A 19,715-nucleotide genomic window follows, 5' to 3' on the forward strand; every position below is an offset into this window, starting at 1 on the left:
GCTGGCGGGGTTCCCGGCGCCTGCTTTACTTCGATTAGCCCGGCCGATTGGCAGCGTGCCACGCCAAGGAGGACGCCCATGCCCCGCGTGCAAAAGGACCCGCTGGAGCCCCAGCTGGAGAACGAACGGGAGCGCATCGCCTTCCGCCGCGAAAGCCTCGGCCTGAACGCCGATGCGTACAAGTGGGGGCTGGGGCTGTCCGGCGGCGGCATCCGCAGCGCCACCTTCTGCCTGGGCGTGCTGCAGGCCCTGGCCCGGGCACCGTCGCCGCGCCGCGGCGAGCAGGCGCAGGGCGAGGCGCCGCCGCTGCTGGCGGACTTCGACTACCTGTCCACGGTCAGCGGTGGCGGCTACGTCGGCAGCTTCCTCTACAGCCTGTTCCTGCCCGGGCGCCTGCGCGAACTGCCGCCGCGCCACCCGCCGGCGCCGGCCAGCGATGCACGCCAGGCCGCCCTGGACGCCTATGGCGTGTTGCGCCACGAACCGCCGGGGCGCATCAGCACCAGCACCGACTACCAGGGCGCCAACATCCTCGGGGCGCCCGGCGCCTGGCTGCGGGAGAACGGCCGCTACCTCACCCCCACCGGGGCTGGAGACATGTTCTATGCCCTGGCGATGACTTGGCGCAACTGGCTGTCGCTGCACCTGGTGATCGGCATGCCGCTGCTGCTGGCCTTCGCCCTGCTGTACCTGTTCCGCCTGGCGCTGACCGCCAACCTGCTGCTGGCGCCCGCCGCGCTGTTCGTCTTCGCCGTGCTGCCGCTGGTGATCGCCTACTGGCAGGTCATCCCGCGCAACGACCTGGACGAACGGCCGAGCCTGTTCAACTGGGCCGCCGGCGCCACGCTGGCGATGTTCATCGCGCTGGCCATCGGCTGCGTGCTGTGCCTGCTGCTGGGCTACGGGCCACTGGCCGCCTGGCACCTGGTGGCCGCGGTGGTGGTGGCGCTGGCCATGCTCGCCGCCGCCCTGCTGGTCCGCCGCATGGCGCCGAAGCGACCGCGCCCCGGTGGCGGCAGCGGCCCGCGGGCGCGCCTGGGTGCCGCCATCGAGCGCCTGGCGGGCACCCTGCAAGGCACCGGTGTGCTGCGCGGGGTGGCCCGCAACTGGCTGCTGCAGTTCGCCGCCTGGGTGCGGCCGGGGCCGCGCGACGAGCTTGGCCCCGACTCGGTCCGCAACTACCGGGTGCTGGTGACCCGCTGCCTCAGCCAGGCGCTGATCCTCACCGCCGCCCTGCTCTACCTGGCCCTGCTCGGCCTCCTCGCCGAGGAACTCTACGAGAAGCTGCACGGCCCCTGGGCCGCCGGCGTGGGCGGGGTGCTGCCGCTGCTGATCTGGCTGGTGCGCAAGCTGGCGGTGTTCAAGGACGAGAAGGCCATCCCCGGCTGGCTGGCGAAGCTGCCGCTGGACGTGCTAGGGCTGATCGCCGGTGTGCTGTTGCTGTCCGTGGTGTGCCTGGCCTGGGCGCTGTTCGCCCTCTGGGTGGGCGCCGACGGCGCCGTCCGCCTCGACCAGGACGGCGCCCTGCTGCGGCTGTTCCTGCTCGGCCTCTCGGCGCTGCTGGTGGCCTTGCTGAACAGCCAGTTCGTCGGCTTCCTCAATACCTCGACGCTGCAGCCCTACTACGCCGCGCGGCTGACCCGCGCCTACCTGGGCGCCTCGAACGGCGAACGCTTCGCGGAAACCGACAGCGCCACCCGCAAGCGCCAGATGAGCGTCGCCGAGCCGCAGCGCGGCGACGACCTCGCCGTGGAGCACTACTACGGCCCGCCCACCGCCGGCCCGCTGCACCTGCTCAACGTCACCCTGAACCTGACCGTCGACCCCGCCGAGCAACTGGTCCAGCGCGACCGCAAGGGCAAGCCGCTGTGCCTGGCGCCCGGCGGCCGGCACATCAGCGAGCCGGCCTTCATCTACGACGGCACGCCGCAACGCCGCGGCCCGGCCACGGGCCTGGCCTCGGAAATCGGCATGCCGCTGAGCATCGGCCAGTGGGTGGGCATCTCCGGCGCCGCGGTCAGCACCGGCCTGGGCCGCGCCACCAGCCTGGGCTATTCGCTGGTGCTGGGCCTGGCCAACGTGCGCCTGGGCGTCTGGTGGCCGAGCCGTTTCGAGGCCGTGCACGACCAGGCCCCGGGCTTCGCCAGCCTGCTGCCGACGCAGACCTACCTGCTCTACGAGCTGACCGCGCACTTCCACGGCCACCGCCGCGAGTACCAGTACCTGTCCGACGGCGGCCATTTCGAGAACACCGCCGGCTACGAACTGCTGCGCCCGGGGCGTGACATCGAGCTGACGCTGGTGTGCGACTGCGGCTGCGACGCCGACTACCGCTTCGACGACCTGGCCAACCTGGTGCGCCTGGCGCGCATCGACCACCACCTGGAAGTGCGCGAGGACAGTGGCGTGCTGCGCAACCCGGTGCTGGCCAAGGTGTTCGGCAGCCTGGAGGAGTTCCGCCAGCCGCCGGCAACGAACGCCAGCAAGTGCGCGCTGCTGTTCGAGGTGAGCGACTGCGCCGATGGCGAGGCGCGCCCGCCCCGCCCGGAGGCGCCGCCGCGCCGCTGGCTGCTGGTGCTCAAGCCACGGCGGATCGCCGGCATGTCCGCGGATGTGCTCAACTACGCCCGCGAAAACCCCGAGTTCCCCAACCAGACCACCGCCGACCAGTTCTTCGACGAGGCGCAGTTCGAGAGCTACCGCCAGCTCGGCCTGGACATAGGCCGCCTGCTGTTCGGCGACGGCCAGGTCGCGCGGGAACTGTGGGATTACCTGGACATCCATTGAGGCAGGGGCGCCGCTCCCCTGCCAGGAGAACGCCTGTAGTGACGGAAACCAAGCCATGATCGACCTGGAACTGACCAAGCGCCTGCTGGAGGGCGCCCGCCGCGCCGACGGCGGTCCCTTCCCGGCGGAGGCCATCGCCCGCCACTACCACGCCGAACTGCACCGCCGCCTGGGCGCGGAGGCGCCGGATGCCGACGTGGTCATCGCCAACGCGCTGATCCTCACCGACCTGATGCGCCGCCTGGGCCTGCTGGAAGCCCTCTACCACGGCAACGAGGTCGGCACCACCAGCGACGGCGAACGCCTGACCGGGGACGGCGAGCGCTTCCTCGTGCTGCTGGACGATCCGCGGTTCGTCGAGTACCTGGGCAGCCAGCCGCTGCGCGGCGACCGCGATACGGTGCTGGAGGCTATTCGTCGATTCAGTCCGGCGGGTGGATGAGCCTGGCATATGGGGCTTGCGTAGGATGGGTGTCGTACCAGCCGGCAATGCCGGCGTTTCCGGCTGACGCCGGACTTCCCGTTCACGCCGAACGGTCCCCTCTCCCTTCAGGGGGAGGGCTAGGGAGGGGGCTTGGTGTCAGGGGAAACGCCATCACTGGGATCGAGCTCCGTCCCCTCTCCCCAGCCCTCTCCCTGAAGGGAGAGGGGGCTGTCCCGAGCAAACGGATAACGCAGCGTCAGCCGGCAAGTCCGTAGGGCGAATAACCGTTCGCGGTTATCCGCCGCCATTTCGTGCCGCCGGTGAGTCCAATCGCGGACGGAGTCCGCTCCTACGACCGTGCTTCCTGGAGCCGTAGGAGCGGACTCTGTCCGCGATCATGGCGTTATCCGAATACCTCACCCCGAATCGAGCTCCGCACCCTCTCCCCAGCCCTCTCCCTGAAGGGAGAGGGGGCTATCCGTGCCCAGCGTGAGTGTCGTGCCAGCCGGTGATGCCGGCATTTCCGGCTGACGCAGAACTTCCCGTTCACGCCGGACGGTGCCCTATCCCCCAACCCTCGTCTACGCGGCCCGCGCTGCAGGGAGAGGGGCTGTCCCGAGCAAACGGATAACGCGCCATCAGCCGGCAAGTCCGTAGGGCGAATAACCGTTCGCGGTTATCCGCCGCCATTCGTGCCGCCGGTGAGTCCAATCGCGGACGGAGTCCGCTCCTACGACCGTGCTTCCTGGAACCGTAGGAGCGGACTCTGTCCGCGATCATGGCGTTATCCGAATACCTCACCCCGGATCGAGCTCCGCACCCTCTCCCGCTCAGAACCCCACGCTCGCCTGCACGAAGAACGTCCGCGGCTGGCCGGCGTAGATGCCGGCGTTGTTGTCGCTGGAGCGGGTGAAGCTCTCCTTGTCGAAGATGTTCTTCACCCCCGCGCCGAGCTTGAGGTTGGACAGCTGCGGGCCGAAGTCGTAGCCCACCCGGGCGTTCCACAGGGCGTAGCCGGGGATGTCGCCGTACTGGCCGTCGGCGGTCGGCTCGGTGATGTAGTTGTGGGTGAAGCTGCCGTCGGCGTTGGTGCTCGGGCCGGGGGAGCGCTGTTTCGACTGGGCGAAGGCGTCGACGTTGTAGGTCCAGCGGTCGCGTACGTAGCGCAGGCCCAGGGTGGCCACCTGGCGCGAGTAGAACGGCAGGTCGCGGCCCTTGAAGCCGGGGATCTCGCCTTCGTAGGTGGCGCGGGTGTAGGTCAGGGTGCCGTAGGCGGACAGGCCTTCCAGGCGCGGGTCGAGCGCCGCCAGGTCGTAGTGCAGCGAGGTCTCGATGCCCTGGTGCTTGGTGGCGCCCAGGTTGGTCCAGCCCACGTCGTTGCTGATGTACTGCAGCTCGTCGTCGAAGTCGATGTAGAACAGCGTCACCTCGCCGCCCCAGGCGCCGTCGTCGTAGCGCGTGCCGAGCTCGTAGGTGCGCGCCTTCTCCGGCTCCAGGCCGTCGGCGGTCTGGTCGCCGCGGCCGCCCTGGCCGAGCTGGAAGTACTGCAGGCTGCCGAAGGAGGTCTCGTAGTTGGCGAACAGCTTCCAGGCGTCGGAGACGTGGTACATCACGCTCAGCGCCGGCAGCGGCTCGTTGTAGTCCTTGCTGCGGTTCTTCGCCTGCACCGGCTTGCCCTTGTTGTCCAGCACCGGGCGGTCCTGCCAGTCGGTGGAGATGCGCTCGAAGCGGATGCCGGGGGTCACCGTCCAGTTGCCGACGTCGATCTTGTCGTCGATGTACAGCGAGTTGGCCTCGGTGCCGCCGGTGCGGTCCTGGTAGACGTGGCCGTCGGCGCCGGGTTGCGGCGTGGGCACGTTGTTCACCAGGGCTACCTGGGAGGCGCGCTCTTCCATGTCTTCCTTCAGGTAGCGGTAGCCGACGCTGGCTTCCTGGGTGGTCGGGCCGAGGAAGAAGATCCGCGACAGGCGCGGCTCGAAGCCGAAGGTGTGGTAGTCGCGCGGGTAGGACGCGAGGGTCTTGAGGTCGCGGTTGGCGATGTCGCTGCCGCGGAAGCTGTCGCTGTAGTAGGTCAGCACTTCCAGCTGGGTCAGGTCGTCGATCTTGCGCGTCCACTTGAGCGAGCCGTCGCTGCGGCGGCCGCGGAAGTTGTCGTAGTCGCGCACCGACTGGTAGGGGTCGTGGTCGTACTGCGCCTGGGTCAGGCCGCCGGGCATGTCGGCGGTGCCGTCGTAGTAGTGCAGGTTCAGCGCGAAATCGTCGGCGTCGGTGGGCGCCCAGTGGGTCTTCAGGGTAACGTCGTCGATGTCGTTGTGGTTGTTGCTGTCGCGGTAGCCGTCGCCCTTCACCCCGGAATACAGCAGGGCCATGCCGATGCCGTTGTCGGCGGTGCCGCCGATGAAGGCGTTCTGCATCTGCTTCCAGCCGCCGTGGCCGGCGTGCTCGACGGTGGTGCCCACCTCGCCGGAGAATTTCTCGGGAATGGCGCGGGTGACGAAGTTGATCACCCCGCCGACGTTCTGCGGGCCGTAGCGCACGGAACCGGCGCCGCGCACCACGTCGATGCTGTCGTAGCTGCCGGCCACGCCGGGGAACATCGACAGCTGCGGCTGGCCGTAGGGCGCCACGGCGGCCGGCACGCCGTCGATGAGGATGGTGGAGCGCGGCGACAGGCGCGAGGTCAGGCCGCGCACGCCGACGTTGAGGGAGACGTCGCTGCCGCCGGTGCCGTTGTTGTCCTGCACCTGCACGCCGGGGATGCCGCGCAGCGCCTCGCGCACGCTGACCACGCCCTTCTCCTGCATGGCCTCGCGGCGCACCACGGTGCGCGCACCGGGGTGGTTCTGCACGTCGCGTTCCTGGGCGTCGGCCAGCCAGTCGCCGACCACCTTCACCTCGGAGGACTCCATCTGCAGCGGCTCGTCGGCGCCGGCCGCGCGCTTGCGCAGGACGATGCCGTTGCCGACCACCTGGTAGTCCAGGCCGCTGCCCTGCAGCAGGCGCTCCAGGGCCTGCTCCGGGGTCAGTTCGCCGCTGACCGCCGGGGCCTGCTTGCCGTCCACCAGGTCGGGGGTGAAGAACAGCTGCAGCGACGTCTGCTGGCCCAGTTGCTTGAGCGCGTCGTTCAGCGGCATCGGGTGGATGTCCACCTGGGCGGCCTGGGCCTGGCCGATGGCGGCGGCGATGGCCAGGCTCAGGGCCAGTGGCAGCAGGCGCCGGCCGGCGCGGGGGGAAGGCATGCGAAGCGAAGGGTTGGTCACGATGTTCCTGTTCCTTGAGGTCCCAATGGCGGCTCGCAGGAAAGGGGCCTGGCGAGCCTTTGCCGGGGAAGACGAAACAGGGCGATGAAAACCTGAATCTAACGGAGAATTATTTCGCTCGAGCCGTCGGGCAAGGCCCGCACCCTGACCGGCAGCAGGTGCGGCAGCGCCATCAGCAGGGCGTCGGTGTCGTCCACGCGGAACACGCTGGTCAGGCGCATCTTCGCCACTTCCGGCCCTGCGACGCGCAGCGGCTGGGCACGGTAGCGGGAAACCTCGCGGGCCACTTCGGCCAGGCTCGCGCCGTTGAACACCAGGCGCCCGTCGCGCCAGGCGGTCTGTGCGGCGACGTCGGTGGCCGTGGCCGGCGCCACCCGTCCCCGGGCGTCGATGCGCGTGCCCAGCCCCGCGGTCAGCAGCTGTTCGGCGACGGCCGCGTCACGCCCGGCCACCCGTACCTTGCCCTCCTCCACCGCTACCCGCACTTCCCCGGCGTCGCGGCGCACGTCGAAGCGCGTGCCGGTGACGGTCACCGCGCCCAGCCCGGCGTCGACCACGAAGGGCCGGTCGGCGGCATGGGCGACGCTGAACATGGCCTCGCCGCGCTCCAGGGTCACGTCGCGGCGCAGGTCTCGGAAGCGCACCTGCAGGCGGGTGTTGCCGTTGAGTTCCAGCTGGCTGCCGTCGGGCAGCTCCACCTGGCGGCGTTCGCCCAGGGCGGTGTGGAACTCGGCGCTGTAGTCGCGGCCCCAGCCACCGAACAGCACGACGCCGGCGGCCAGCCCGGCCACGCAGGCCGCCGCGGCGAACGCCGGCCAGCGCCGCCGCGTGCCGCGCGGGCGCAGGGTGATGGGCTCGTCGGCGGCCAGCTGGCGCAGGCGCTGCGCCGGGATCAGGTCGGCGGCGCTCCACAGGCGCTGCAACTGCTCGAATTCGTGGCGGTGCGCCGACGTCGCCAGCCAGGCCTCGAAGGCGGCCTGCCCGGCGGCGTCCAGCGCGCCGTCCTGGAGGCGCGCGAACCAGCGGGCGGCGGCGTCGCGCGGCGGCTCGGTCAGCGCCATGGGCGTTTCCCCGGCACGGTCCTGAGGGTGGGTTTCACTGGCTGGTCCTTCATCACGGTGAATCACGGTGCATCGCCCAGGCGGTCCCTGAGGTGGCGCAGGGTACGGATCATATATTTTTCCACCATGTTCTTGCTCAACCCCAGCCGCTCGGCGATTTCCGCCTGGGACAGCCCCTCCAGCTTCTGCCAGACGAACACCTTGCGGCAATTGGCCGGGAGTTCGGCCAGGGCGCGTTCGATGGAACCGGCCAGCTGTACCGCGTGCATGGTGGTCTCCGGGTCGCCGTCGGGCGCTTCGTGCCCGTCCAGGTGCTCGATGCCCACCGGCGGGTGCGCCTGCTCGCGGCGGAAGGCGTCGATGGCCAGGTTGCGCGCCGTGCGATGCAGGTAGGCACGCGGCTGCGCCACCGCGGCCTGCGGGGTTTCCAGCAGGCGCAGGTAGGTGTCGTGGGCCAGGTCCTCCGCATCGACGCGGTTGCGCAGGCGGCGGGTCCAGGCTCCGATGAGCTCCTCGTAGTGTTCGAAGAGGCCAGGCTTGCGCGGTGGTTTGGCGGGCATGGGGGGAATAAACGCGAAGAATGAGCAAATGGTAATGCTTCCTGTTTTCCGCTGGCAATCTCCGCCCGGCAACTTCCCGCGGCATTTCCACCGGCAAGCCGCCGGAACCCCGGGCCGCCTGTGCCCGTCAATCCAGTAGACGCAACGAGGAAGGAGCATCGAACATGAAAGGCATTGGCATCCTCCGCGGCGCCCTGCTCTGGGGCGCCCTGCTGGTATCCGCACCGCTGCTGGCGGCGGACGCCGGGGTGCAGGACTTCGTCAGCCGGGCCTCGGCCGCCGGCCTGGCCAACATAGACGCGGCCAAGATGGCGCTGAGCAAAAGCCGCTCGGCGGACGTGAAGACCTTCGCCGTCCACCTCATCGACGACAACACCAAGACCAACGTCCAGCTCAAGACCCTGGCCGAAAGCCGCCGCCTGCAACTGGCCGAAGGGCCCGACGAGGCCGGCCGCGCCAGGCTGCAGGAGCTGCAGGCGCGCCAGGACGACTTCGACGCAGCCTTCGCCCACAGCCAGGTGCGTGCCCAGGAAGAGGCGCTGCAGCTGTTCAGCGAGGCGGCGGAACAGGCCGGCGACGAGGACGTGCGGCAATTCGCCCAGAACAACCTGGCGGTGCTGCGCCTGCACCTGCAGATGGCCCGCCAGTTGGCCGAGGCCCATGGCGCCGGCTGAGCGCCGCGGCCCCTCGTCGCGGGCCGGCCTGGGCCGGGCGAAACCGGCTAAACCTACTGGGGACGATACGCAGGACGGCTCCGGGCCGCGCAGGAGCGCGCGGACGCGGCCCCATGAAGACACCACAGGAGAACCCCATGACCCCGCATCGATGGTTTCCCTCCCGCCGGCACGACGGCGTGGCCGAACTGCAGACCCTGGTCGACGAACTGGGGGCGCTGCTCGAAGGCAGCCACGACCTGGCCGCCAAGGACATCCCCGCGTTCAAGGCGCGCCTGCGCCACCTGACGGACGACTGCCATGCCATCGGCGACCGCCTGGCCTACCAGGGCCGGCGCGCACTGCGCCGCGGTGGCGACTACGCCAGCGAGCATCCCTGGCAGGTCGCGCTCATCCTCGCCGCCACCTGCGGAGCGCTGGTCGCCGCCTGCCTGATCAACCGCCGGCGCTGAACCCGCACCACCGCCCGGGCGCCAGGCCCGCACCTCGTACGCAAACCGCGCCACGGATTTGGCGCGTGCGGGCCTTCGAGCGCTTCCCCATCGCGCATTTTTAGTATGTAATTACATGCTACGTAGTACATTACGAAATCACGGGAGCGGCCATGGCACGGGGCGGGATCAACAAGGTGCTGGTACAGAAGGCACGCATGGCCATACTGGCCCGCGGGGAGAACCCGAGCATCGACGCCCTGCGCGTGGAGCTGGGCAACACCGGCTCCAAGACCACCATCCACCGCTACCTGAAGGAGCTGGAAGCCGAGGCCGGCGGCAGCACCGGGCGTCCCCTCGCCTTCAGCGAAGAGCTGGGCAACCTGGTGGCGCAGCTGGCCGAGCGCCTGCAGCAGGAGGCCCGCGACTCGGTGGCCGAGGACCGCGCCAGGCTGTCCCGCGAGCGGCTGGACTACCAGCAGCAGGTGCGCACCGCCCAGCAGCGCATCGAGCAGTTGCAGGCCCAGAACCAGACGCTGGAGACGCAACTGCGGGAAACCCGCGAGCAGCTGGAGCAGACCCGCCAGCAGAAGCACCAGGGCGAGCTGGCCAGCGCCCGCCTGCGCCAGGCCGCCGGCGACCTGGAGGCCCGCCTGCGCGAACGCGACGCGCAGATCGCCGCGCTGGAGGAAAAGCACAACCACGCCCGCCTCTCCCTGGAGCACTACCGCCAGGCCGCGAAGCAGGAACGCGAACAGCAACAGCGCCAGCACGAAGCCCAGCTGCAGCAGCTGGCGGGCGAACTGCGCCAGGCGCAGCAGGGCCTGGCCGCGCGCCAGGACGAGCTGACACGGCTGAACCGCGACAACGAGCGCCTGCTCACCGAGGCGCGCCTGCTGCGCGACCAGCAGCAGGAGCAACAGCAGCAGCTGGCCCGCCACGCCCTGGCGATGGAAGCCCTGCGCCAGGAACGGGCCCAGGCCGAAGGCGCCCGCTCGGTGCTGGAGCAGCGCAACCTGGCCCAGGGCGAGGAACTGGCGCGCCTGGAGCAGCACGGCCGCGAGCAGTCCCGGCAGTTGCAGGCCCTGCAGCAGCGCCTGCAGGAGCTGAGCCTGGCGCTGCGCGACGAAGCGCCCTGAAGCGCCTTCTGCGACTTATTGCCGGTGGCGCCCCGCGTCTCGCCAGCTAGGCTATAGCGACCACCCGGGTTTCTTTCGCAGCGACCAGCGACCTCCCGCAAGCCGGGACGTCGGCCCTGCCGGCGATTGGTCCAGCGGCTTTCCGGCCCTTCGGCCGGGGGATTGCCCGGGGCGCTGAACAAGCGTGGACCTATCGCAACCGGCAAGGTATTCCGCAATGCACGATATCGACCCCGTTGAAACCCAGGAGTGGCTGGACGCACTGGAATCGGTGCTCGACCGCGAAGGCGAAGAGCGCGCCCACTACCTGATGACGCGCATGGGCGAGCTGGCCAGCCGCACCGGCACCCAGTTGCCCTACGCCATCACCACCCCCTACCGCAACAGCATCCCGGTGGGCCACGAGGCGCGAATGCCGGGGGACCTGTTCATGGAGCGGCGCATCCGCTCGCTGGTGCGCTGGAACGCCCTGGCCATGGTGATGCGCGCCAACCACAAGGACCCGTCCCTGGGCGGCCACATCTCCACCTTCGCCTCCTCGGCGACGCTCTACGACATCGGCTTCAACTACTTCTTCCGCGCCCCCACCGAGGAACATGGCGGCGACCTCATCTACTTCCAGGGCCACGCCTCCCCCGGCATCTACGCCCGCGCCTTCATCGAGGGGCGCCTGAGCGAGGAGCAGCTGGAGAACTTCCGCCAGGAGGTGGACGGCCACGGCCTGTCCTCCTACCCGCACCCCTGGCTGATGCCGGACTTCTGGCAGTTCCCCACGGTGTCCATGGGCCTGGGGCCGATCCAGGCCATCTACCAGGCGCGCTTCATGAAGTACCTGGAAAGCCGCGGCTTCATTCCCCCGGGCCAGCAGCGCGTGTGGTGCTTCCTCGGCGACGGCGAGACCGACGAGCCCGAATCCCTCGGCGCCATCTCCCTGGCCGGGCGCGAGAAGCTGGACAACCTGATCTTCGTGGTCAACTGCAACCTGCAGCGCCTGGACGGCCCGGTGCGCGGCAACGGCAAGATCATCCAGGAGCTGGAAGGCGTGTTCCGCGGCGCCAGCTGGAACGTCATCAAGGTCATCTGGGGCCGCTTCTGGGACCCGCTGTTCGCCAAGGACACCGCCGGCCTGCTGCAGGCGCGCATGGACGAGGCGGTGGACGGCGACTACCAGAACTACAAGGCCAAGGACGGCGCCTACGTGCGCGAGCACTTCTTCGGCACCCGCCCGGAACTGCTGGAGATGGTCAAGGACCTCTCCGACGACGAGATCTGGAAGCTCAACCGCGGCGGCCACGACCCCTACAAGGTCTACGCGGCCTACCACGCGGCGGTGAACCACAAGGGCCAGCCGAGCGTGATCCTGGCCAAGACCATCAAGGGCTACGGCACCGGCACCGGCGAGGCGAAGAACATCGCCCACAACATCCACGAGATCGACGTGGCCAGCCTGCGCGCCTTCCGCGACCGCTTCGACATCCCGATCCGCGACGCCGACCTGGAGAAGGTGCCCTTCTACAAGCCCGAGCCGGGCAGCGCCGAGGCCAAGTACCTGGCCGAGCGCCGCGCCGAGCTGGGCGGCTCGGTGCCGCACCGCCCGGGCAACGCCTTCAGCGTGCCGGTGCCGCCGCTGGAGACCCTCAAGGCCATGCTCGACAGCACCGGCGACCGCGAGATCTCCACCACCATGGCCTTCGTGCGGATCATCTCGCAGCTGATCAAGGACAAGGAGATGGGCCCGCGCATCGTCCCCATCATCCCCGACGAGGCGCGCACCTTCGGCATGGAGGGCATGTTCCGCCAGCTGGGCATCTACTCCTCGGTGGGCCAGCTGTACGAGCCGGTCGACAAGGAACAGCTGATGTTCTACCGCGAGGACAAGAAGGGCCAGATACTGGAGGAAGGCATCACCGAGGCCGGCGCCATGTCCTCGTTCATCGCCGCCGGCAGCGCCTACAGCAACTACCGCCAGCCGATGCTGCCGTTCTACATCTTCTACTCGATGTTCGGCTTCCAGCGCATCGGCGACCTGGCCTGGGCCGCCGGCGACGCCATGGTCCGCGGCTTCCTGCTCGGCGGCACCGCCGGGCGCACCACCCTCAACGGCGAAGGCCTGCAGCACGAGGACGGCCAGAGCCACGTGCTCGCCTCGGTGATCCCCAACTGCCGCACCTACGACCCCACCTACGCCTACGAGCTGGCGGTGATCATCCACGACGGCGCGCGGCGCATGCTGCAGGAACAGCAGAACATCTTCTACTACATCACCGTGATGAACGAGAACTACCCGCACCCGGCCATGCCCGCCGGCGCGGAGGAAGGCATCATCCGCGGCATGTACCTGCTGGAGGAAGACAAAAAGGACGCCGCCCACCACGTGCAGTTGCTGGGCTCGGGCACCATCCTGCGCGAAGTGGAAGCCGCGGCGAAGATCCTCCGCGAGGACTTCGGCATCGGCGCCGACGTCTGGTCGGTCCCCAGCTTCAACGAGCTGCGCCGCGACGGCCTGGCCACCGAGCGCTGGAACCGCCTGCACCCGGAGCAGAAGCCGGCGAAGAGCTACGTCGAGCAGTGCCTGGAAGGCCGCAAGGGCCCGGTGATCGCCTCCACCGACTACATGAAGCTGTACGCCGAGCAGATCCGCCAGTGGGTGCCGGGCAAGGAATACAAGGTGCTGGGCACCGACGGCTTCGGCCGCAGCGACACCCGCCGCAAGCTGCGCGACTTCTTCGAGGTGGACCGCCGCTGGATCGTCCTGGCGGCGCTGGAGTCCCTGGCCGACCGCGGCGACATCGAGCCCAAGGTGGTGGCCGAGACCATCGTCAAGCTCGGCCTCGACCCGAACAAGCGCAACCCCCTGGACTGCTGAGGAGACGCATCGTGAGCGAGCTGATCCGCGTACCCGACATCGGCAATGGCCAGGGTGAAGTCATCGAGCTGCTGGTCAAGGTTGGCGACAAGGTCGAGGCCGAGCAGAGCCTGCTGACCCTGGAATCCGACAAGGCCAGCATGGAAATCCCCGCGCCCAAGGCCGGCGTGGTGAAGAGCATCAAGGTCAAGGTCGGCGACACCCTGAAGGAGGGCGACGAAATCCTCGAACTGGAGGCCGAGGGCGGCGCCGCCGAGGCCCCCAGGGCGGAGGCGCCCGCCCCGGCTGCCGAAGCGCCCGAGGCGGCGCCCGCCGAGGCACCGGCGCCTGCGCCGACGCCGCGGGCAAGTGGCGGCGGCGTACAGACGGTGCGGGTGCCGGACATCGGCAACGGCCAGGGCGAGATCATCGAGCTGATGGTCAAGGTCGGCGAGCGCGTCGAGGCCGACCAGAGCCTGCTGACCCTGGAGTCCGACAAGGCCAGCATGGAAATCCCCTCGCCCGCCGCCGGCGTGGTCAAGGCCCTCAAGGTGAAGCTTGGCGACACATTGAAGGAAGGCGACGAAATCCTCGAACTGGAAGCCGAGGGCGAGGCAGCCCCGGCTGCAGCTTCTGCGGCACCGGCAGCGGCGCCGGAAGCCACCCCCAGCGCCCCGGCGCCCGCCGCCGCGCCGGCCAAGGCCGAGGCGCCCCCGCCGGTGGGCGCGCCCAGCCGCGATGGCACCAAGGTCCACGCCGGCCCGGCCGTGCGCATGCTGGCCCGCGAGTTCGGCGTCGAACTGGCGGAAGTGAAGGCCACCGGGCCCAAGGGCCGCATCCTCAAGGAAGACGTGCAACTGTTCGTCAAGGAGCAGCTGCAACGGCCCAAGGGCGCGGCGGTGGGAGCCGGCGGCGGCGCGGGCATCCCGCCGATCCCGGAAGTCGACTTCAGCAAGTTCGGCGAAGTGGAAGAAGTGGCCATGACCCGCCTGATGCAGGTCGGCGCCGCCAACCTGCACCGCAGCTGGCTGAACGTGCCCCACGTGACCCAGTTCGAGTCGGCCGACATCACCGAGGTGGAAGCCTTCCGCGTGGCGCAGAAGGCGGTGGCGGAAAAGGCCGGCACCAAGCTGACCATCCTGCCGATCCTGCTCAAGGCCTGCGCCCACCTGCTCAGGGAGCTGCCGGACTTCAACAGCTCCCTGGCCCCCAGCGGCAAGGCGCTGATCCGCAAGAAGTACGTGCACATCGGCTTCGCCGTGGACACCCCGGACGGCCTGCTGGTGCCGGTGATCCGCGACGTCGACCGCAAGAGCCTGCTGCAGCTGGCCGCCGAGGCCGCGGAACTGGCGGAGAAGGCGCGCTCCAAGAAACTCTCGGCCGACGCCATGCAGGGTGCCTGCTTCACCATCTCCAGCCTCGGGCACATCGGCGGCACCGGCTTCACGCCGATCGTCAACGCGCCGGAAGTGGCGATCCTGGGAGTGAGCAAGGCTTCCATGCAGCCGGTCTGGGACGGCAAGACCTTCCAGCCGCGCCTGATGCTGCCGCTGTCGCTGTCCTACGACCACCGGGTGATCAACGGCGCCGCCGCCGCGCGCTTCACCAAGCGCCTGGGCGAGCTGCTCGGCGACATCCGCACCCTGCTGCTGTAACCGCATCGGCCCCCGCCCGGGGGCCGATCGCTTTCCACCAACGGGCACGCCACGCTCGTTCTCTCCAGCCCCGCCGGATGACGGGGCTTTTTTTATTTCCGCCAGCCGCGATAATGGCAAAACGCCATGACGCGTGGCATTCTCCGATCAACGGCACCCCGCACGCGGCTCAAAATCCTCCCGGTCCCGCCGATACAGGCATTGCTTGTCAGACAAAACCGCATCATGCACCCTTGCCTTCGCCCAGCAGAAGTCGGCCGAGGCAAAGTACCTCGCCCAGTATTGGAAAACCGCCGAGCATGAAGAGTCATCCCGATACCGCCAATCGCCCGGCGGTCGAGGCTGTCACCCAGCTCCCCGTCCCTTCGCGGCTGGGGTTGCTGCGCTTCGAGCGGTTGAATGAACCGAGCTGGACCCTGCTGTTCCTCGACCCGGCCTGCGAGCGCGCCTTCGGCGTCGCCGCCGCCGAGCTCTGCGGCCTGCTCGACGCCCCCTACGCCAGCCTGATGGAACCCGAGGCGCGGCACCGCCTGCACGAACAGATCCAGCAGCAACTGGTGGAACATGCCCACTACCAGGTGCGCTACTCCCTGCACACGCCCCGCGGCGTGCTGAACCTGCTGGAAGTCGGCGAGGCCTTCCAGCAGCGCGGCCGCCAGCTGCTCCACGGCTACCTGCTGCAGGACGAGGAAGGCGCCCGCCAGGAAACCCAGGGCGAGTTGGCGGAACAGAACCTGCGCCTGCAGATGTCCCTGGAGATGTACCAGCGCTCCCAGGACGAGCACCTACAGCACCTGGTGCGCTCGCGCGCCCAGCAGAACCTGATCGTGCGCCTGGCGCGGCACCGCTACCAGTCCAGCGACCCGCTGCTGGAGGCCGCGCAGCTGATCGCCCAGGCCGCCAGCGAGGCCTACGACGTGGCCCGCGCCGGCATCTGGCGGCTGACCGACGACGACCACATGGAGCCGCTGGCGGTGTACCGCCGCGACATCGACCAGTTCGAGCTGCCGCGCGGCTTCGACGCCAGCCGCTACCCCAACTACCTGGACGCCATCAACAGCGGCCGCGCCATCGACGCGCACAACGTCCTGCAGGACCCGCGCACCCGCGAGCTGGCCGAGGCCTACCTGCGCCCGCAGGGCATCAGCGCCATGCTCGACGCCACCATCCGCGTCGGCGGCGAGGTGGTCGGCGTGCTCTGCCTGGAGCACATCGGCGAAGTGCGCCTGTGGCAGAGCGACGAGATCGCCTTCGCCGGCGAGCTGGCCGACCAGTACGCCCAGGTCCTGATGAACCACGAGCGGCGCAGCGCCTCCAGCGCCCTGCACCTGTTCCAGCGCGCCGTCGAGCAGAGCGCCAACGCCTTCCTGCTGATCGACCGCGACGGCGTCATCGAGTACGTCAACCCCAGCTTCACCGCCATCACCCAGTACGGCGCCGACGAGGTGCGCGGCCGCCGCCTGGCCGAAGTGCCGGCCCTGGCCAACCTCAGCGAGCTGCTGTTCGACGCGCGCTCCACCCTGGTCAACCAGAACAGCTGGCAGGGCGAGTTCCGCAGCCGGCGCAAGAACCTCGAGCCCTACTGGGGGCAGCTGTCGCTGTCCAAGGTCTACGCCGACGACGGCGAGCTGACCCACTACATCGGCATCTACGAGGACATCACCCAGAGCAAGCTGGCCCAGCAGCACATCGAGAAGCTCGCCTACCGCGACAACCTCACCGGCCTGGCCAACCGGCACTACTTCATCAACGTGCTGGAAGAACGCCTGCGCGCCGGCTCCGGCCCGCCCCTGGGCCTGCTGCTGGTGGACATCGACAACTTCAAGCGGATCAACGACAGCCTCGGCCACCAGACCGGCGACAAACTCCTCGCCAGCCTCGCCCGGCGCCTGCGCAGCAGCCTGGTGGACGGCACCACCCTGGCGCGCTTCGCCAGCAACGAATTCGCCGTGCTGCTGGAGGAATCCAGCCCCGGCCGCGGCGAGCGGGTGGCGGCGCAGATCCTCGACGTGCTCGACAAGCCGCTGTTCGTCGACAACCAGCTGATCAACATCACCGGCTCCATCGGCCTGGCCTACGCGCCGCAGCACGGCCAGGACCCGCAGACGCTGATGAAGAACGCCGGCCTGGCCCTGCACAAGGCCAAGGCCAACGGCAAGCACCAGCTGCAGACCTTCACCGAGGAAATGACCGCCGAGGCCAGCCACAAGCTGTTCGTCGAGAGCAACCTGCGCCGCGCCCTGGTGCAGAACGAGCTGGCGGTGCACTACCAGCCCAAGCTGTGCCTGCGCAGCGGCCAGCTGCTAGGCCTGGAGGCGCTGCTGCGCTGGCAGCACCCGGAGAAGGGCATGATCCGCCCGGACCAGTTCATCAGCGTGGCCGAGGAAACCGGGCTGATCATCCCCATCGGCAAGTGGGTGATCCGCGAGGCCTGCCGCAAGGGCCGCGAGCTGGCGGAAACCGGTCTGGGCGACCTGAACATCGCCATCAACCTGTCGCCCAAGCAGTTCAGCGACCCCGACCTGGTCGGCTCCATCGCCGCCATCCTCCATGAAGAACAGGTACCGGCCGGGCGCCTGGAACTGGAGCTGACCGAAAGCCTGCTGCTGGACGCCACCGCCGACACCAAGCAGCAGCTGGAACGCCTCAAGCAACTGGGCCTGACCCTGGCCATGGACGACTTCGGCACCGGCTACTCGTCGCTGAGCTACCTGAAGAAGTTCCCCATCGACGTGATCAAGATCGACCGCAGCTTCATCAAGGACATCCCCGACAACCAGGACGACATGGAAATCACCTCGGCGGTGATCGCCATGGCCCACAACCTCAAGCTGCAGGTAGTCGCCGAAGGCGTCGAGACCGCGGCGCAGCTGGCCTTCCTGCGGCGCAACCGCTGCGACATCGGCCAGGGCTACCTGTTCGACAAGCCGATCCCCGGCGCCCTGCTCGCCAGCAGCCTGCAGCGCTACCCCTGCCGCGGCGACTGAAAAGCCCCACCGCCCGGACAAAGGCTGTAATCTCCAGGGTCTTCGCGCGTCTATCGCCACCCAGGACAAAGGAGACCCACGCCATGACCCTCCGCTCGCAGATACTCGTGCACAAGCAGGAGCTGCCCACCCAGGCCCAGGCCCTGCCCGGCCGCGAAGCGCCGATGCCGGTGCCGGAGACCCACTACGTCAACGGCCACCCGCTGTGCCCGCCGTTCCCCGGCGGCCTGCAGCAGATCGTCCTCGGCCTCGGCTGCTTCTGGGGTGCCGAGCGGCGCTTCTGGCAGCAGACGGGGGTGTGGGTCACCGCGGTGGGCTATGCCGGCGGCCTGACGCCCAACCCCACCTACGACGAGGTCTGCTCCGGCCTGACCGGGCACAGCGAGGTGGTGCTGGTGGTGTTCGACCCGCAGCAGACCAGCCTGGAGCAGCTGCTCAAGGTGTTCTGGGAATCCCACGACCCGACCCAGGGCATGCGCCAGGGCGGCGACACCGGCACCCAGTACCGCTCGGCCATCTACTGGTACGACCAGGCGCAGAAGGCCGCGGTGGAAGCCAGCCGCGCGGCCTTCCAGCAGGAACTGAGCGCCAGCGGCTACGGCGAGATCACCACCGAGATCCGCGAGGTGCCGCCGTTCTACTACGCCGAGGCCTACCACCAGCAGTACCTGGCGAAGAACCCCAACGGCTATTGCGGGCTGGGTGGGACCGGGGTGTGCCTGCCGGCGTAGCCGGAGGCTGCAAGCTGCAAGCTGCAAGCTGCAAGCTGCAAGCTGCAAGCTGCAAGCCCAACATCGTAGGGCGCATAACGCGCCAGCGTTATCCGCCGATTGGCCCTGGCACCAGGGCGCCAGGAGAGACCCGACCAACGGCGTATAACCGCGAACGGTTATACGCCCTACGCCCTGGATGCTCTTGCTTGAGGCTTAAAGCTTGCCGCTTGCAGCTTCTTCGATCAGCCAATCCAGCCGCCAGCCGCCCTCGCTCTGCGCCAGCACCTCGGCCAGCCAGGGCAGCAGCTCGCGCAGTTCGTCCTCCAGCGGCCACGGCGGGTTGGCGATGGCCAGGCCGGAGCCGTTGAGGCGGTCGGCGCTGTCCGCCGGGTGCACCAGCAGCTCCACGCGCAGCAGCTTGGGCGCCTTGCTGCGTTCCAGGCCCTGGTAGAAGCGCTTGAGCTGGCGTTCGTCCTTGATCGGGTACCAGATCGCCACCACCGTCTGGCGCATGCGCCCGATGGCCTCTTCCAGGGCGATGACGCAGCGTTCCAGTTCGTCGGCCTCCTCGAAGGGCGGGTCGATCAGCAGCACGCCGCGCTTCTCCTGCACCGGCAGCAGCGCCCGCGGCAGCAGCCAGCCGTCGTTCTGGTGCACGGCGATGCGCCGCTCGCCGCCCATGTTGGCCTTGAGCAGGCGGCCGTCCTCCGGGTGCAGCTCGTTCAGGTGCACGCGGTCCTGGGAACGCGTCAGGCGCCGCGCCAGCTCGGGCGAGCCGGGGTAGTACTGCAGTTCGCCGTCGGGGTTCAGCGCGCGCACCACTTCCATGTAGTCCGCCGCCAGTTCCGGCACTTCGTCGAGCTGCCACAGGCGGCCGATGCCCGCTTCCCACTCGCCGGTGCGGCTGGCCTCGTCGCCCTGCAGGTCGTACAGGCCGATGCCGGAATGGCTGTCGAGGAAGGCGAAGGGCGTGTCCTTGCGTACCATCAGGGCGAAGATCCGCGACAGGACCAGGTGCTTGAGGACATCGGCGTGGTTGCCGGCGTGGTAGGCGTGACGGTAGTTCATGGACGGCAGACTCCTTGGGGGCGTGCAGTTTAGCTGCACCGGCATTGTTTTAGGCCTTTATCACGCTCGTCGATGTTGCTGTGCCCGCTTCATTCACCAGACTAGACTGCG

The 19,715-nt window shown here is 69.2% G+C and carries 13 protein-coding genes; 9 read left to right on the plus strand and 4 right to left on the minus strand.

All coding sequences use genetic code 11. From position 1 onward, the window contains the following. The first annotated feature begins 78 nt into the window (after positions 1-78). Complete coding sequence (locus DK254_RS13085) at positions 79-2,787, plus strand: hypothetical protein (protein WP_109934110.1); 2,709 nt, start codon at positions 79-81, stop codon at positions 2,785-2,787. Between the two features lie 55 nt (positions 2,788-2,842). After that, entirely contained in the window at positions 2,843-3,229 is a 387-nt protein-coding gene (locus DK254_RS13090) for a hypothetical protein (protein WP_109934111.1), read from the plus strand. Positions 3,230-4,041: 812 nt separating this feature from the next. Here the strand turns inward: DK254_RS13090 and DK254_RS13095 are convergent. From DK254_RS13095 to DK254_RS13105, 3 genes are all read right to left on the minus strand, one after another. Beyond that, a complete protein-coding gene (locus DK254_RS13095) occupies positions 4,042-6,450 on the minus strand; it encodes a TonB-dependent siderophore receptor (RefSeq protein ID WP_109934112.1) in 2,409 nt (802 codons plus the stop codon). Between the two features lie 119 nt (positions 6,451-6,569). Then, a complete protein-coding gene (locus DK254_RS13100) occupies positions 6,570-7,532 on the minus strand; it encodes a FecR family protein (RefSeq protein WP_109934113.1) in 963 nt (320 codons plus the stop codon). 62 nt (positions 7,533-7,594) lie between these two features. After that, the gene (locus tag DK254_RS13105; protein ID WP_109934114.1) at positions 7,595-8,092 is read right to left on the minus strand and encodes a sigma-70 family RNA polymerase sigma factor; all 498 of its coding nucleotides are present in this window, start codon (positions 8,090-8,092) and stop codon (positions 7,595-7,597) included. Positions 8,093-8,256: 164 nt separating this feature from the next. Here DK254_RS13105 and DK254_RS13110 point away from each other — a divergent pair, with 164 nt between their 5' ends. The 7 genes from DK254_RS13110 (at position 8,257) to msrA (ending at position 18,554) form a co-directional block, all read left to right on the plus strand. Further along, positions 8,257-8,766, plus strand: coding sequence for a DUF4142 domain-containing protein (locus DK254_RS13110; protein ID WP_109934115.1), 510 nt, complete (start codon positions 8,257-8,259; stop codon positions 8,764-8,766). Between the two features lie 137 nt (positions 8,767-8,903). Further along, positions 8,904-9,218: a hypothetical protein gene (locus DK254_RS13115; protein ID WP_109934116.1), complete on the plus strand. Its 315-nt coding sequence runs from the start codon at positions 8,904-8,906 to the stop codon at positions 9,216-9,218. A gap of 152 nt (positions 9,219-9,370) precedes the next feature. Further along, positions 9,371-10,336 carry a DNA-binding protein gene (locus DK254_RS13120; RefSeq protein WP_109934117.1) on the plus strand — a complete coding sequence of 322 codons (966 nt, stop codon included), beginning with the start codon at positions 9,371-9,373 and terminating at the stop codon, positions 10,334-10,336. Positions 10,337-10,553: 217 nt separating this feature from the next. Next, positions 10,554-13,202, plus strand: a complete 2,649-nt coding sequence (gene aceE / locus DK254_RS13125; protein WP_109934118.1) for a pyruvate dehydrogenase (acetyl-transferring), homodimeric type — start codon at positions 10,554-10,556, stop codon at positions 13,200-13,202. A gap of 11 nt (positions 13,203-13,213) precedes the next feature. Further along, on the plus strand, positions 13,214-14,836 hold the full coding sequence (gene aceF, locus DK254_RS13130; RefSeq protein ID WP_109934119.1) for a dihydrolipoyllysine-residue acetyltransferase: 1,623 nt from the start codon (positions 13,214-13,216) through the stop codon (positions 14,834-14,836). A 299-nt stretch (positions 14,837-15,135) separates the two neighbouring features. After that, positions 15,136-17,823, plus strand: coding sequence for a bifunctional diguanylate cyclase/phosphodiesterase (locus DK254_RS13135; RefSeq protein ID WP_109934120.1), 2,688 nt, complete (start codon positions 15,136-15,138; stop codon positions 17,821-17,823). Between the two features lie 83 nt (positions 17,824-17,906). Next, positions 17,907-18,554: a peptide-methionine (S)-S-oxide reductase MsrA gene (msrA, locus tag DK254_RS13140; RefSeq protein WP_109934121.1), complete on the plus strand. Its 648-nt coding sequence runs from the start codon at positions 17,907-17,909 to the stop codon at positions 18,552-18,554. A gap of 195 nt (positions 18,555-18,749) precedes the next feature. Here msrA and DK254_RS13145 read toward each other — a convergent pair whose 3' ends face one another. Then, positions 18,750-19,604 carry a 23S rRNA (adenine(2030)-N(6))-methyltransferase RlmJ gene (locus DK254_RS13145; protein WP_109934122.1) on the minus strand — a complete coding sequence of 285 codons (855 nt, stop codon included), beginning with the start codon at positions 19,602-19,604 and terminating at the stop codon, positions 18,750-18,752. Between the last annotated feature and the right edge of the window lie 111 nt (positions 19,605-19,715).

This window comes from Pseudomonas sp. RW407 (genome assembly GCF_003176655.1).
GTDB lineage: Bacteria > Pseudomonadota > Gammaproteobacteria > Pseudomonadales > Pseudomonadaceae > Pseudomonas > Pseudomonas delhiensis.